Origin of the sequence: Kocuria sp. ICS0012 (assembly GCF_001665945.1) — a bacterium.
GTDB classification, from domain to species: Bacteria; Actinomycetota; Actinomycetes; order Actinomycetales; family Micrococcaceae; genus Kocuria; species Kocuria marina.
The window spans coordinates 20,403-36,216 of the sequence record NZ_LZMM01000026.1 but is presented as its reverse complement, the minus strand read 5'-3'; the positions used below and the strand labels follow the sequence as shown (position 1 = coordinate 36,216).

Below are 15,814 nucleotides of genomic sequence, written 5' to 3'. Positions count from 1 at the left end.
CGCACGCTCGTTGAGTTCAGACAGCGAAAGGACCGGATCACATGTGATCCGGTCCTTTCGGTCGTTCCGTGCGCCCCCAGGGACTTGAACCCTGAACCCATTGATTAAGAGTCAATTGCTCTGCCAATTGAGCTAGAGGCGCGGGCGTTGGACGGGTCAGCGGGCGATGTTCGCCGTTGCTTTCTCCCTCGCAACGAGAGATTACTTTAGCACCACGGCGGGGGGAGTCAAATCGGGCTGCGGGGTGCCGAGGGCCACGTCCGTAGTACAGGTCCTACGGCGTGTACCGGACCGTAGAATCGGGGGCATGAGCCACTCCCAGGATGTTCCGCTGTCCGACCTGCGTGTGATCTCCTTGCCCGAGCAGCAGCTCTTCGACGAGATCAGCGCCGAAACCACCGATTTCACGTGCGTGCTGTGGGATCTGGAGAACGAGCCGGAGGGCTGCGCCCGGGAGGACGTGGACATCGCCGTGGCCCCCTACTACAGCGGGCGCTGGCTCAAGGACCCCTCCGTCGTGCGGGACGTGAGCCTGGTGCAGTTGCAGTCCACGGGCTTCGACGGCGTGCCCGAGAAGATTGGTGAGGACGTGGCCCTGGCCGCCGGCGGTTGGGTGCACGCGGCCGGGACCGCGGAGATCGCCCTGGGACTGATCATCGCCGCGCAACGCAACCTGGACCGGGCCGTGTTGCAACAGCACGAGGGTGTCTACAAGCGGTACTTCTCGCGCGCGGTGGCTGACTCTCGCGTCACCGTGGTGGGCGTCGGGAAGATCGGAGGCGCGGTCATCTCCCGACTCGCACCGTTCGAGGTGGAGCTCACTCGAGTGGCTTCCCACGCCCGCGAGGACGAGGCCGGCCGTATCCACGGCATCGACGAACTCGACGAGATCCTGCCGCGCACCGACATCCTGGTGCTCGCGCTACCCCTCGGCGATGCGACCCGCGACCTGGTGGGCGAGCGGACCCTGGCACTGCTGCCGGACGACGCCCTCGTGGTCAACGTGGGCCGGGGTCCCGTGGTGAACACGGACGCCCTGACCGCGGAGGTCGTCTCGGGCCGTCTTCGCTGCGCGCTGGACGTGGTGGACCCTGAACCGCTTCCCGGTGACCACTCCCTGATGAGCGCGGCGGGCTCGATCGTGCTGCCCCACGTGGGCGGCTCCAACGTCTCCTTCCGGCCCCGGGTGCGCAAGCTGATCCTGGAGCAGCTGGAACTGATCCGGCAGGGTCGCTCACCGCAGTTCCTCGTGCAGCCGGGCCGACTGGCCCTGCAGGACGAGTGAGCACGGACAACCACGGTCCCGCACGGTCGACCACGGACGGGCTCGCGCACGCGGACGGGGGTGCCACGGTGGGGGACACAATGTTTCACATTGTGAGAAGGGGTGTCCGTAGTTTGACACCCGCGTTCTGTGGGTCACACCATGGTCGGTATGACAACGGCACTGCGCATCGTGGTAGACCTCGTACCGGTCGTCCTCATTGGACACCGGGCCTGAGGAGTACTCGACGCGCGTACCCGCCAGGCCCTCAGCCCACGGAACCCGTGGCAAGGGCCTTTTTCCATGTATGACGACCTGTCACCGGCTCGCCCCGCGCCACCCCGCTCGGCATCTCGCACAACACAGCAGGTAAGGACACAGCACTATGAGTAAGGATCAGCCGATCTCACCGGCGGTGATGGCCCAGCGGCGGCCGCCCGCGGCTTCGGTGCCCCGGCCCGCGGAGACGGACCAGGCACGGCTGACGGGTACCGCGGCGGAGGTCGTGGCCCCGGAGGAGATGACCGGTTCCCAGGCGATCATCCGCTCCCTCGAGCAGCTCGGTGTCACGGACGTCTTCGGTCTGCCGGGTGGTGCCATCCTGCCGACCTACGACCCGTTGCTGGACGCCGAGAAGATCAACCACATCCTCGTACGCCACGAGCAGGGTGCGGGGCACGCCGCGGAGGGCTACGCCCTGGCCTCGGGTCGCGTGGGCGTGTGCATCGCCACGTCCGGTCCCGGTGCCACGAACCTCGTGACGGCGCTCGCGGACGCCAACATGGACTCGATCCCCATGCTCGCGATCACCGGTCAGGTGGCCAGCTCCGCGATCGGTTCGGACGCCTTCCAGGAGGCGGACATCGTGGGCATGACCATGCCGGTGACCAAGCACTCCTACCTGGTCACGGACGCCCAGGAGATCCCCCGGGTCATCGCGGAGGCTTTCCACCTCGCCTCGACCGGGCGTCCGGGACCCGTCCTGGTGGACGTGGCCAAGGACGCCCAGCAGGCGATGATGACCTTCAGCTGGCCCCCGCAGATGGAACTGCCGGGCTACCGTCCCGTGACGCGCGGGCACTCCAAGCAGATCAAGGAGGCCGCCCGCATGATCGCGGCGGCACAGCGTCCGGTGCTCTACACGGGTGGCGGCGCCATGCGGGCGGACGTGCCCGCGGAACTGCTCGAGCTCGCCGAACTCACCGGCGCGCCGGTGGTCACCACGCTCACGGCGCGCGGGATTTTCCCCGACTCGCACGACCAGAACCTGGGCATGCCCGGGATGCACGGGACCGTGCCGGCGGTGTACGCGCTGCAGCAGTCGGACCTGCTGATCACCCTGGGAGCGCGCTTCGACGACCGCGTGACCGGTCAGCTGAGCTCGTTCGCCCCGAACGCCAAGGTGATCCACGCGGACATCGACCCCGCGGAGATCTCCAAGAACCGCGTGGCGGACGTGCCCATCGTGGGGGATCTCAAGTACGTGATCCCGGACCTCACCCAGGCCGTGCGCCAGGAGTTCGAGGAAACCGGCACGCCGGATCTGGGTCTGTGGTGGGATACCCTGAACTCCCTGAGCGAGACCTATCCGCTGGGCTACACCAAGACCGATGACGGTCTGGGCAGCCCCCAGTACGTGATCGAGCGGATCTCCGAGCTGACCGGGCCGGATGCGGTCTACGTCTCCGGTGTGGGACAGCACCAGATGTGGTCCGCGCAGTTCGTGGACTACGAGCGGCCCCGGCAGTGGCTGAACTCCGCGGGCCTGGGCACCATGGGCTTCGCGGTCCCCGCGGCCATGGGTGCACAGGTGTCCCAGCCGGACCGCGTGGTGTGGGCGATCGACGGTGACGGGTGCTTCCAGATGACCAATCAGGAACTTGCCACGTGCGTGATCAACAATATCCCCATCAAGGTCGCGGTGATCAACAACTCGTCCCTGGGCATGGTGCGCCAGTGGCAGACCCTGTTCTACGACGGTCGCTACTCCCACACGGAGCTGAACACGGGTCACAACTCCCGTCGCATCCCCGACTTCGTCAAGCTTGCGGACGCCTACGGCTGTGCCGCCCTGCGCTGTGAGAAGGACGAGGACGTGGACGAGACCATCAAGAAGGCGCTCGAGATCAACGACCGCCCCGTGGTGATCGACTTCGTGGTCTCCGCGAACGCGATGGTGTGGCCCATGGTCCCCGCCGGGGTCTCCAACGACCAGATCCAGATCGCCCGCAACATGACGCCCGAGTGGAACACGGAGGACTGATCGATGAGCCGACACACTCTTTCCGTCCTGGTGGAGGACAAGCCGGGCGTGCTGACCCGCGTGGCGGGGTTGTTCGCGCGGCGCGCGTTCAACATCCACTCGCTCGCGGTGGGCCCCACGGAGCTGAACGGGATCTCCCGGATCACCGTGGTGGTCGATGCTGAGGGTGAGCTGCTCGAGCAGGTCACCAAGCAGCTGAACAAGCTGATCAACGTGATCAAGATCGTGGAGCTGTCGCCGGAGTCCTCCGTGCAGCGGGACCACATCCTGGTCAAGGTCCGCGCGGACGCGGCCACCCGGTTGCAGGTCACGCAGGCCGCGGACCTGTTCCGCGCCACGATCGTGGACGTCTCCACGGAATCCGTGGTCATCGAGTCCACCGGATCGCGCGACAAGATCCACGCCCTCATGGATGTCCTGGAGCCCTTCGGGATCCGGGAGATCGTGCGAGCCGGCACCGTGGCCCTGGGCCGCGGCCCCAAATCCATGTCCGATCGCGCCCTGCGTCACTGACCGCTCGGCCGCAGGACACCGCATCCCGCGCAACGCCCGTGCCGTTGCGCCCCGACGTGCAATGCCCATCCGCTATTCGAAGGAGATAGAGCAAGCCCATGGCAAAGATCTACTACAACGACGACGCCGACCTGTCGATCATCCAGAACCGCTCCGTGGCCATCATCGGCTACGGCTCACAGGGCCACGCCCACGCGCTGAACCTGCGTGACTCGGGCGTGGACGTCCGCATCGGCCTGTCTGAGAACTCCAAGTCCCGCGCCAAGGCGGAGGCACAGGGCCTGCGCGTGCTGACCGTGGCCGAGGCCGCCAAGGAAGCGGACGTCATCATGATCCTGACCCCGGACCAGGTCCAGGCGCAGGTGTTCGAGGAGTCCATCAAGGACAACTTGGACGAGGGTGACGCGATCTTCTTCGCGCACGGCTTCAACATCCGTTTCGGTTACATCACGGCCCCCGAGGGCGTGGACGTGGCCATGGTCGCCCCCAAGGGCCCGGGCCACACCGTGCGCCGCGAGTTCGAGGCCGGGCGCGGTGTCCCGGACCTCGTGGCCGTCGAGGTGGACGCGTCCGGTCAGGCGCTGCAGCTCGCGCTGTCCTACGCCAAGGGCATCGGTGGCACGCGCGCCGGCGTCATCGAGACCACCTTCACCGAGGAGACCGAGTCGGACCTGTTCGGTGAGCAGGCCGTGCTGTGCGGCGGCATGTCCCACCTGGTCCAGTACGGCTTCGAGACGCTGACCGAGGCCGGCTACCAGCCGGAGATCGCGTACTTCGAGGTGCTGCACGAGCTCAAGCTCATCGTGGACCTCATGGTCGAGGGCGGCATCGCCAAGCAGCGCTGGTCCATCTCCGACACCGCCGAGTACGGCGACTACGTCTCCGGCCCGCGCGTGATCGACCCCTCCGTCAAGGAGCGCATGCAGGACGTTCTCAAGGACATCCAGGAGGGCGTCTTCGCGGACCGCTTCATGAAGGACCAGGCCGCCGGCGGCAGCGAGTTCAAGGAGTTGCGCGCCAAGGAGGAGAAGCACCCCATCGAGACAACGGGCCGCCAGCTGCGCTCGCTGTTCGCGTGGGAGCAGACGGACGAGGACTACACCGAGGGCACCGCCGCTCGCTGATCCCTCCTTCCGTTGCTTCCTCGCCGACAGGGCGTGACATAACTGACGACGACGCCGCGGACACCCTGGCCCGGTTCAAGCGGCTGGACGGCTTCGACGTCCGCTTCCAGACGGGGACGGACGAGCACGGCCAGAAGATGCAGCAGACCGCCGAGAAGCTGGGCGTGAGCCCTCGTGACCTCGCGGACGCCAATTCCGCGCGCTTCCTGGCCATGGACGACAAACTGCAGATCGGTTACGACCGCTTCATCCGCACGACGGACGAGGACCACTACGCGGCGTCGCAGGAGCTGTGGCGGCGCATGGAGGCCAACGGGGACATCTACCTGGGCAAGTACGCCGGGTGGTACTCCGTGCGGGACGAGGCCTACTACGCCGAGGACGAGACCGAGGTGCGCTCGGACGGTCAGCGCTACTCGATCGGTACGGGCACGGAGCTCACGTGGACCGAGGAGGAGAGCTACTTCTTCCGGCTCTCCGCGTACCAGGACCGCTTGCTCGAGCTCTACCGCACCGGGTTCGTTCAGCCCGAGACGCGCTCGCACGAGATCGCGTCCTTCGTGAGCGGCGGACTGCAGGACCTGTCCATCTCCCGCGCCACGTTCGACTGGGGTGTGCCCGTGCCGGGCAACCCCCAGCACGTGATGTACGTGTGGGTGGACGCCCTGACCAACTACCTCACGGGTCTGGGCTACCCGGACACGGACGCCGAGCTGTTCCGGGCGTTCTGGCCCGCGGACGTGCACCTGATCGGCAAGGACATCGCGCGCTTCCACGCCGTGTACTGGCCGGCGTTCCTGATGTCCGCGGGGCTCGAGCTGCCCCGGAAGGTCTTCGCGCACGGGTTCCTGTTCAACCAGGGTGAGAAGATGTCAAAGTCCGTGGGCAACGTGATCGATCCCCACGCCCTGATCGGCGAGTACGGGCTGGACCAGTTGCGCTTCTTCCTATTGCGAGAGGTCCCGTTCGGCCAGGACGGCAACTACTCGCACGACGCGATCGCCGGACGCATCAACTCGGATCTTGCCAACGACCTCGGCAACCTGGCCCAGCGCAGCCTCTCGATGATCGCCAAGAACCTCGGGGGCGCGGTGCCGGAACCGCGGGACTTCACTGCCGAGGACCTCGAAATGCTCGAACAGGCGGAGTCGGCGGTGGGGGACTACCGAGCGGCGTTCGACGAGCTCGCGTTCCACCGCGGTCTGGAGACCGTGTGGCGGGTCATCGCATCGGCCAACCGCTACTTCACGGCGCAGCAGCCGTGGGTGCTGCGCAAGACCGATCCGGAACGGATGGCCACCGTGCTGTACGTGACGGCGGAGGTGCTGCGCATCGTCGCGATCCTCGTACAGCCGGTCATGCCGGATTCCATGGCCAGGCTGCTGGACCAGCTCGGTCAGCCCGAGGGGGAGGCGCGGCAGTTCTCGGCCCTGGGGACGCGGCTCGCCGCGGGGACCGAACTGCCCAAGCCCTCCGGCGTGTTCCCGCGCTACGAGGCCCCGGAGGCGCTCCAGGACTGAGGTACTGCGGTATCGAGGTGCGGTGGCCGGGTCGTCGTCGGGCGGCCCGGCCGTTGCTTGTCCGCACGACGCCGCAGCGACCGTTGCGGGCCGGCCGAGCGTCGTCGGTCCGGTCGGCTGTCAGCGGATCTCCCGCCCACTGTTTGTCTCGCTATATGAAACCCGGGTTCACCATGTGGAAGGCCGCGGCGGGCGCACCTAAGCTGGCCTCCATGAGTCCGACGTCACCTTCCGCACCCGCCCGCAGCCACTCGATCGCCGTCCTGCCCGGTGACGGTATCGGCCCGGAGGTCGTGGCCGAGGCCGTCAAGGTCCTCGACGCCGTGACCCGCCCCGCGGGGGTGACCCTCGAGAAGACGAGCTACCCGCTCGGCGCCGAGCACTGGCTCGAGACCGGTGAGGTGCTCAACGAGGACACCATGGAACGGTTGCGTTCTCACGACGCGATCCTGTTCGGTGCCGTGGGTGCCGCCCCCAACGACAAGCGCATCCCCTCCGGGATCCTCGAACGCGATCTGCTGCTCAAGCTGCGCTTCGGGTTCGACCACTACATCAACCTGCGCCCCGCGGTGCTGTACCCCGGTGCCACGAGCCCTCTGTCGGACCCGGGGGAGATCGACTTCGTGGTCGTGCGCGAGGGCACCGAGGGGCTCTATGCGGGTAACGGTGGCACGCTGCGCACGGGCACCCAGCACGAGATCGCGACCGAGGTGTCCGTGAACACCGCCCACGGTGTCCGTCGCCTGGTGCGCTACGCGTTCGACCTCGCGAACGGCCGCACGCGCAAGCGGCTGACCCTGGTCCACAAGCACAACGTCCTGGTCAACGCCGGGCGGCTCTACCAGCGAACCGTGGACGAGATCGGGGAGCAGTACCCGGACGTCACCGTGAACTACATGCACATCGACGCCGCCACGATCTTCATGACCACCGACCCCGCGCGCTTCGACGTGATCGTGACCGACAACCTGTTCGGGGACATCCTCACCGACCAGGCCGGCGCGGTCACCGGGGGTATCGGTCTGGCGCCCAGCGGCAATATCAACGCGGACCGCACCGCGCCGTCCATGTTCGAGCCCGTCCACGGCTCCGCCCCGGACATCGCCGGTACCGGCACCGCCCAGCCCACGGCCGCGATCCTCGCGGGCGCCATGATGCTCGAGCACCTGGGCCACCCCGATCTCGCGGAACAGGTCAACGCCGCCGTGCGCGCAGACCTGGAGGCGAACGGTTCCGCGCAGCGCAGCACGTCGCAGGTGGGCGACGACGTCGTGGCGCAGTTGGGTGCGCGCAGCGCCTAAGGTCCGCGTCCCGGCCACCGCGGGCGGGATACTGGGAGCACATCATCACGTGCCAGCGCACCGCCTCAGCAGGGATGCCCGGCAGCACGCCGTCGAAGGAGAACACCCGTGAGCACTGAATTCGTCAAGCAGCTCAACCCCCACCCCGCAACCGATGAGGTGCGCGAAGCCGTGTTGCAGAACCCCGGTTTCGGCAAACACTTCACGGACCACATGGTGTGCATCGACTGGCAGGGGGACGTGGAAGCGAACACCGGCCGCTGGGACAACGCACGGCTGCAGCCGTACGGCCCGCTGAGCCTGGACCCGTCCACCGCCGTGCTGCACTACGGCCAGGAGATCTTCGAGGGACTCAAGGCCTACCGGCACGCGGACGGATCCGTGTGGAGCTTCCGCCCCGAGGTCAACGCCGCGCGGCTGAATCGCTCGGCGCAGCGGCTGGCCCTGCCCACGCTGCCCGAGGAGACGTTTGTAGATGCCATCCGCGAGCTCGTGGCCCAGGACGAGAAGTGGGTTCCTTCCGGGGAGGGCGAGTCCCTCTACATCCGTCCGTTCATGATCGGTACGGAGCCGTTCCTGGGGGTGCGTCCGTCCAGGGAGGCGCTGTTCTCCGTGATCGCGTCCCCGGCGGGCAATTACTTCGGCACGGTCGAACCCGTGGACATCTGGCTCTCGCGCACGTACGCCCGCGCGGGCAAGGGCGGCACGGGCTCCGCGAAGTGTGGTGGCAACTACGCGGCGTCGTTGATCGCCCAGATGGAGGGGGACGCGCACGGGTGCAGCCAGGTGCTCTTCCTGGACCACGAGCGCGGGGACGCGGTCGAGGAACTCGGTGGCATGAACGTGTTCTTCGTCTTCGACGACGGCCGGCTCGTGACCCCCGAACTGACCGGGACCATCCTCGAGGGGATCACGCGCGACTCCGTGATCCAGCTGGCCAAGGAGCGCGGGCTGCAGGTCGAGGAACGCGCCTTCACCCTGGACGAGTGGCGCGAGGGCGTGAACTCGGGTCATCTCACGGAGGTCTTCGCGTGCGGCACGGCCGCGGTGATCGCACCCGTGCGGCGGCTCGTGAGCCACGACGAGACCATCGGCCCGGAGGACGCGGCTCCCGGCGAGGTGACCATGTCCATCCGCAAGCAGTTGCTGGACATCCAGACCGGTAAGGCGGAGGACACGCACGGTTGGTTGACCCGCTTGGCGTGATCCACGTGGCGTGAATCCCTCGGCACGCTTCGCGTGGCGGGGTCCGTGCCACCCGTTCGACCAGCCGCCCCCGGTCCGACCTCGGTTGCACGGGGGGCGGCTGTGTAGCCTGTGTGCATGCGCATCGCACGGTTCACACACGACAACGAAATCCACTTCGGCACGGTGCACGGGGAACCCGGCGCCGAGACGCTGCGGTACCTCACCGGCGACCCTCTGTACGTGGGGATCCAGGAGCTCGAACGCACCGTGACCGTGTCCGAGGCCCGCTTGCTCGCCCCGGTGATCCCGCGCTCCAAGATCGTGTGCGTGGGGCGCAATTACGCAGCGCACGCAAAGGAGCTCGGCAACGAGCTGCCGCCCGCTCCCATGCTGTTCTTCAAACCGAACACCGCGGTGTCCGGTCCCGGCGATCCCGTGACCCTGCCCAGCTGGACCGAGGAGGTCTCGTACGAGGCCGAGCTCGCCGTGGTGATCGGGCGCATGTGCAAGGACGTCCCCGTGGAACGCGTTCCCGAGGTCGTGTTCGGCTACACCGCCGCGAACGACCTCACGGCCCGCGACGCCCAGCGCACCGACGGCCAGTGGGCCCGGGCCAAGGGATTCGACGGCGCGTGCCCGATCGGCCCGTGGATCGAGACCGAGCTGGACACCTCCGCCCTGTCCGTGCGCTCCACCGTGAACGGGCAGCTCAAGCAGGACGGCAACACGCGGGACATGATCTTCGACGTGGCCACGCTCGTCTCCTACGCGTCCGAGGCCTTCACGCTGTTGCCCGGTGACGTCATCCTCACGGGGACCCCCGCGGGGGTCGGGATCGTGGACGAGGGCGATCAGCTCTCCGTGCAGGTCGAGGGGATCGGCGAGCTCACCACGGTGCTGCGGCGCTGACCCGGCGCGCCGCCGGGCCACCCCGGGGCGCGCCGTTACCGGGCCACCCCGGGGTGCGCCGTCGCCTGACGACCCGGGGCGCACGCGTTGCCGAGCCGTCCCTCGGCGCGCCGTCGTCGGAGCCGGCCGGGGCGGTGCGGCAGCGCTCGCCGACGCCCGTGCGGGCAGTCCCCGTGCCCGCCGCGGGGATGACTCCTACCCGTAGAATAAACGCATCATGACTGACGACGCAGCGACTTTGCACCCCACCGTTCCCGCCGACGCACCCGTGCGCGTGCGCTTCTGCCCGTCCCCCACGGGCACCCCGCACGTGGGTCTGATCCGCACGGCCCTGTTCAACTGGGCGTGGGCCCGCCACACGGGCGGCACGCTGGTGTTCCGGATCGAGGACACGGACGCCGCCCGCGATTCCGAGGAGAGTTTCCAGCAGATCCTGGACGCCCTGGGCTGGCTGGGCATCACGTGGGACGAGGGCGTCAACGTGGGCGGACCCCACGAGCCCTACCGGCAGTCCCAGCGCGGCGAGATCTACCAGGACGTCCTGACCCGGCTCGTGGCCGGCGGCTACGTCTACGAGGACTTCTCCACGCCCGAGGAGGTCGAGCAGCGTCACCGTTCCAAGGGTGAGGACCCCAAGCGCGGGTACGACAACTTCGATCGTGACCTCACAGAGGAGCAGAAGGATGCGTTCCGGGCCGAGGGCCGCAAGCCCGTGCTACGCCTGCGCATGCCTGACGAGGACATCACGTTCACGGACCTCGTGCGCGGTGAGATCACCTTCAAGGCGGGCTCGGTCCCGGACTTCGTGGTGGCCCGCGCGAACGGCCAGCCGCTCTACACACTCGTGAACCCCGTGGACGACGCCCTCATGGGGATCACCCACGTACTGCGCGGCGAGGACCTGCTGTCCTCCACGCCCCGGCAGATCGCGCTGTACCGCGCCCTCATGGGCATCGGGGTCGCCGAGTTCATCCCCGAGTTCGGGCACCTGCCCTACGTCATGGGGGAGGGCAACAAGAAGCTCTCCAAGCGGGACCCGGAGTCTAACCTCTTCCACCACCGCGACAACGGGTTCATCCCCGAGGGTTTGCTGAACTACCTGGCCCTGCTCGGGTGGTCGCTGTCCGCGGACGAGGACATCTTCACCGTGGACCAACTCGTGGCGAACTTCGACATCCACGACGTCCTGGCCAACCCTGCGCGCTTCGACCTCAAGAAGGCCACGGCGATCAACGGCACGCACGTGCGCATGCTGGACCCCCGGGACTTCCGGGACCGGCTGATCCCGTACCTGCGCTCCGCCGGCCTCGTGGGGCAGACCCTGACCGAGAAGGAGAACGACGTCCTGGATCGGGCCGCCCCGCTCGTGCAGGAGCGCATGAACCTGCTCGGTGAGACCCCCGGCCTGCTGGGCTTCCTCTTCCTGCCGGACGAGCAGATCGAGATCGCCCCGGACGCCGCCAAGCAGCTCAAGGACAGCGCACCCCAGGTGCTCGACGCCGCTCTCACGGCTCTCGAGTCGCTGGAGGAGTTCTCGGCCGAGAAGATTGAGATCGCCCTGCGCGAGGCAATCGTGGATGGCCTGGGGATCAAGCCGCGCCTGGCGTTCGGCCCGGTCCGCACGGCAGTGTCCGGCCAGCGGATCTCCCCGCCCCTGTTCGAATCCCTCGAAATCCTGGGGAAAGAATCGTCGCTCAAGCGCATTCGCGCGCTGCGCGAGCACCTCGCCGCGTCCTGACCCGATCCGTCCGCGACGGGTGGGTGTCACCCGGGAGGCGACCCCCACCCCGCGGACCGGTTTGGCAGCCGCGGGTTCCCCGGGTATAGTTATTGCTCGTTGCGCGGCCGATCCGGTGCGGACCGGGGGGCAACGAGACCATTGGGATATGGTGTAATTGGCAACACAACGGTTTCTGGTACCGTCATTCTAGGTTCGAGTCCTGGTATCCCAGCGCTTTCTGGCATCGGACGGACCACGGTTCGAACGGACCGAGCATCGCTGTTCCACGGTGGGTTTTCCCGAATTGGAGCATTACCGCGAAGATGTTACTGTTTGGTGCGTCAACGCGGGACCGCACAGGAACGAGTTTCCGACAGCGGTCCATGGAAAGTACACGGCCCCATCGTATAGCGGCCTAGTACGCCGCCCTCTCACGGCGGTAACGCGGGTTCGAATCCCGCTGGGGTCACTACGGAAGAGCCTCGGTTTCCACGGAAACCGGGGCTCTTCGCATGTCTGCCACCCACTGCTCCCGTCCGTTCCCGGCGCGCTGCCGCGACGCCCGCGTGACGGCTGGCACAATGATCGTGTGAACACCGAGAACGCACCGGCCGTGCCGCTCATCGAGTCCCTCGAGACCACGCGTGAGCTCTTGCGCTCCACGACCCTGCCGCTCGCCACGGCGAGCGCGGCGCAACAGCGCGAGAACGCGGCGCGTGCCGTGGCCCAGTTGGACGACTACGTCCTGCCGCGTGTCCGTTCGTTGGACGCCCCGCTGCTCGCCGTGGTGGGCGGTTCCACGGGCGCGGGAAAATCGACCCTGGTCAACGCCCTCGTGGGCCACCCGGTCACACGCTCCGGGGCCATTCGCCCCACCACGCGCAGACCCCTGCTGATCCATCACCCGAGCGACGCGGGGGCGTTCACCACTCAGCGTGTGCTGCCGCACCTGGCCCGGGTCCAGGGGACCCTCGTGGATCCCTCTCGCCCCGCGCCGGCGCCCGACGACGGTGGGACGGCCGTGGAGGACACCGGGTCCCTCGTGTTGTTCGCGGACCAGAACATCCCCAAGGGCCTCGCGATCCTGGACGCCCCGGACGTAGATTCCGTCTCGGACAATAACCGGGCCCTGGCCGCCCAGTTGCTCTCCGCCGCGGACCTGTGGCTGTTCGTCACGACCGCCAATCGCTACGCGGACGCCGTGCCGTGGCAGCTGCTGCGCAACGCTGCGGGGCGCGACATCACGGTGGCCGTGGTGCTGGACCGGGTGCAGGCGTCGTCGGCCGCGGAGATCGAGGAGGACCTGCGGCGGATGCTCAACGAGGAGGGACTGGGTGGCGCCCCGATCTTCGTGGTCGAGGAGTCCCCGCTCAACGAGCTGCGCATGCTGCCCCCGGCCGCCGTGGAACCGCTGCGTGAGTGGCTCGAGACGCTCGGCGCGGACGCGCAGGCCCGCTCGGAGATCGCCGCGCGCACCCTCGGGGGAGCGGTGCGGGAACTCGCGGACACGACCGACCGCACCGCGGAGGCCGTGGCGGGCCAGCAGCACACGGAGGAGCACCTGCGCCGCGAGGTGACCACGTCCTTCGACGAGGCGCTGCGCGCGATCATCGACTCCACTCGGGACGGGACCCTGTTGCGCGGTGAGGTGCTCGCACGCTGGCAGGACTTCGTGGGAACCGGCGAGTTCTTCCGCAGCCTCGAGGCGGGAATCGGGCGGGTCCGGGACCGGATGACCGCGTTCTTCAAGGGCCAACCCGCACCCGAGGTGCGCGTGGAGGAAGCCATCGAATCGGGTCTGCAGGCCGTGATCGTGGAGAACACGGCCCGTGCCGCGGAATCCGCCGAGCGGCGCTGGCGTGACGAGCCCGCCGGACAGGTGTTGCTTGCGGGCCGGGATGCGGCCGGCCTGCCACCGGACTTCCCCGACCAGGTCGCGGAGAGCATCCGGTCGTGGCAGTCGGACGTCATGCTCATGATCCAGCAGGAAGGCGCGGGCAAGCGCACGCGGGCCCGCGCAATGTCGCTGGGCGTGAACGCGCTCGCCGTGATCCTCATGATCGCCGTGTTCTCGACCACGGGCGGGCTGACCGGCCTGGAGGTCGGGATCGCGGGTGGTTCGGGTGTCGTGGGGACCAAACTGCTCGAGGCGGTCTTCGGTGAGGACGCCGTGCGCCGGATGAGCGACCAGGCGCGCAAGAACCTGGAGACCCGGATCCGGACGATGCTGGCCGGTCGGGCCAAGCAGTTCCTGGACACGATCGACGAACTCGGGGAGCACCCCTCGGCCGAGCAACTGCACGCAGCGGCCGCCCGCGTGCGCGCAGAGAGCGAGGCCCTGTGAGCCCGCGTTCCCGGGACCAGGACGTGTCCCTGCCCGATCGGATCTCAGGACTCGCGCAGGCCGTGGAGATCGCGGAGGGTCGCCTGGACGCCGAGGTGATCCGGGGTGCGCGGGAGACCCTCGAGCGCGCCGCGCAGCGCCGGGCCCTGTCCGCGGACCACACCGTGGTGGGCTTCTTCGGCGCCACGGGCTCCGGCAAGTCCTCCCTGTTCAACGCCGTGGTCGGTCAGGACCTCGCCCGTAGTGCGGCGCGCCGACCCACGACCTCCGCACCGCTCGCCGCGATCTGGGGGGATGAGGGCAGCCAGCCGCTGCTCGACTGGCTCGACGTCGCTGACCGCAGGGTCGTGGGTCCCGCGCTGAGCACGTCCACCGGGCGCGGGCGCAAGGCGAGCACCACGAGCGGTGGGCTCGTGCTGCTGGACCTGCCGGACTTCGACTCCGTGACGCGGGAACACCGGCAGATCGTCCAGCGCATGGTCGGTCTCGTGGACGTGGTCGTGTGGGTCGTGGACCCCCAGAAGTACGCGGACGCGGTGTTGCACCAGGACTTCGTGCAGCCGCTCGCGCGCCACGGCGCCGTGACCATGGTCGTGCTCAACCAGGCGGACCGGCTCGATGAGCGGGACGTCCCCTCGGTGCTCGCATCGCTCACGGAACTCGTGGCGCAGGACGGCCTCCCCGCGACCGGGCCGAGCGCGCCCGTGGCCGTCTCCGCTCTTACGGGTCAGGGTGTCCCGCAGCTGCGGGACCGGATCCACGCCGTGGCCGCCCAACGCGCCGCCGCCGGGCAGCGGCTCGAGGCGGACGTCATCCACAGCGCCGGGGAACTCGCGCGCGCCGCGGGGGAGGGCGATCCGCGCGGGATCACCAAGGACGCGAGTGAACGGCTCACCGCCGGGCTCGCGCGTGCCGCCGGCATCGACCTGGTCGCGGACGCCGCGGCCCGTTCGTACCGGTTGCGCGCGGGGCGGCACACCGGGTGGATCGCCACGCGCTGGCTCACCCGCCTGCGCAAGGACCCGCTCAAGCGCCTGCACATCGAGAGCCATGACAAGCACTCGGACCCCGGGGTGCACCGCACGTCCCTGCCGCCCATGAACGCGTCCCAGAAGGCCGCCGCGGACTCCGCCGTGCGCGGTTTCGCGGACGACGTCTCCCAGGGCGCTGGGGAGCCGTGGCGGCGCAGCATCCGTGGCGCCGCCCGCAGCAACGAACAGCGGTTGCCGGACGCGCTGGACCAAGCCGTCGCACGCACCAAGTTCTCCGCGCGCGGGGCGTCCTGGTGGTGGATCGTCTTCGACGTCCTGCAGTGGCTCGCCATGCTCGTCACGGTGCTCGGTCTGTTGTGGTTGCTGGGTCTGTTCCTGGCCGAGTACTTCCAGATCCCCCTGCCCCCGCCACCCACGGTCGAGGGCTTCCCACTACCCGTGCCCACGCTCATGGTGCTCGCGGGGGTCGTGCTCGCGCTCTTCCTCGCGCTCACGGGCGCGGTGATCGCGTCGCTCGCGTCCCGTGTCCGGGCCTCGCGGGTACGACGTCGCTTGCAGCGTTCCGTCCGCACGACCGCCGAGGAGACGGTCCAGGCCCCGGTGGAACACGAACTCGAGGCGCACCGCGAGTTCACCGGGGCCGTGGCACGGGCGGCGCTCACGCGGCGCTGACCTG

At 68.7% G+C, this 15,814-nt stretch carries 11 protein-coding genes and 3 tRNA genes; 13 read left to right on the top strand and 1 reads right to left on the bottom strand.

The window, feature by feature from the left end; all coding sequences use genetic code 11:
• Positions 1–69: 69 nt before the first annotated feature.
• Positions 70–142 (bottom strand) — tRNA-Lys (locus A5728_RS03310).
• A gap of 165 nt (positions 143–307) precedes the next feature.
• Here A5728_RS03310 and A5728_RS03305 point away from each other — a divergent pair.
• The 13 genes from A5728_RS03305 to A5728_RS03245 all read left to right on the top strand — a co-directional run bounded on the left by A5728_RS03305 (position 308) and on the right by A5728_RS03245 (position 15,810).
• Positions 308–1,285 (top strand): NAD(P)-dependent oxidoreductase, encoded by a 978-nt coding sequence (locus A5728_RS03305; RefSeq protein WP_064845689.1) that lies wholly within the window; start codon positions 308–310, stop codon positions 1,283–1,285.
• A gap of 364 nt (positions 1,286–1,649) precedes the next feature.
• Positions 1,650–3,527, top strand: coding sequence for an acetolactate synthase large subunit (locus A5728_RS03300; protein ID WP_064845688.1), 1,878 nt, complete (start codon positions 1,650–1,652; stop codon positions 3,525–3,527).
• A gap of 3 nt (positions 3,528–3,530) precedes the next feature.
• On the top strand, positions 3,531–4,040 hold the full coding sequence (gene ilvN, locus A5728_RS03295) for an acetolactate synthase small subunit (protein WP_064845687.1): 510 nt from the start codon (positions 3,531–3,533) through the stop codon (positions 4,038–4,040).
• A 98-nt stretch (positions 4,041–4,138) separates the two neighbouring features.
• Positions 4,139–5,164, top strand: coding sequence for a ketol-acid reductoisomerase (gene ilvC, locus A5728_RS03290; protein ID WP_035964613.1), 1,026 nt, complete (start codon positions 4,139–4,141; stop codon positions 5,162–5,164).
• Positions 5,161–6,684, top strand: coding sequence for a methionine--tRNA ligase (gene metG / locus A5728_RS03285; protein ID WP_064845723.1), 1,524 nt, complete (start codon positions 5,161–5,163; stop codon positions 6,682–6,684). The genes ilvC and metG overlap by 4 nt, the downstream gene beginning before the upstream one ends.
• Positions 6,685–6,896: 212 nt before the next feature.
• Positions 6,897–7,985: a 3-isopropylmalate dehydrogenase gene (locus tag A5728_RS03280; protein ID WP_064845722.1), complete on the top strand. Its 1,089-nt coding sequence runs from the start codon at positions 6,897–6,899 to the stop codon at positions 7,983–7,985.
• Between the two features lie 108 nt (positions 7,986–8,093).
• Positions 8,094–9,191, top strand: coding sequence for a branched-chain amino acid aminotransferase (locus A5728_RS03275; protein ID WP_064845686.1), 1,098 nt, complete (start codon positions 8,094–8,096; stop codon positions 9,189–9,191).
• A gap of 117 nt (positions 9,192–9,308) precedes the next feature.
• Positions 9,309–10,082: a fumarylacetoacetate hydrolase family protein gene (locus A5728_RS03270; RefSeq protein ID WP_064845685.1), complete on the top strand. Its 774-nt coding sequence runs from the start codon at positions 9,309–9,311 to the stop codon at positions 10,080–10,082.
• Positions 10,083–10,299: 217 nt separating this feature from the next.
• A complete protein-coding gene (gene gltX, locus A5728_RS03265; RefSeq protein ID WP_064845684.1) occupies positions 10,300–11,820 on the top strand; it encodes a glutamate--tRNA ligase in 1,521 nt (506 codons plus the stop codon).
• 142 nt (positions 11,821–11,962) lie between these two features.
• Positions 11,963–12,034 (top strand) — tRNA-Gln (locus A5728_RS03260).
• Between the two features lie 164 nt (positions 12,035–12,198).
• Positions 12,199–12,271: transfer RNA gene (locus A5728_RS03255), tRNA-Glu, on the top strand.
• A 120-nt stretch (positions 12,272–12,391) separates the two neighbouring features.
• A complete protein-coding gene (locus A5728_RS03250) occupies positions 12,392–14,146 on the top strand; it encodes a dynamin family protein (protein ID WP_064845683.1) in 1,755 nt (584 codons plus the stop codon).
• On the top strand, positions 14,143–15,810 hold the full coding sequence (locus tag A5728_RS03245) for a GTPase (protein WP_064845682.1): 1,668 nt from the start codon (positions 14,143–14,145) through the stop codon (positions 15,808–15,810). Before A5728_RS03250 ends, A5728_RS03245 begins: the two co-directional genes overlap by 4 nt.
• The last annotated feature ends 4 nt before the right edge of the window (positions 15,811–15,814 follow it).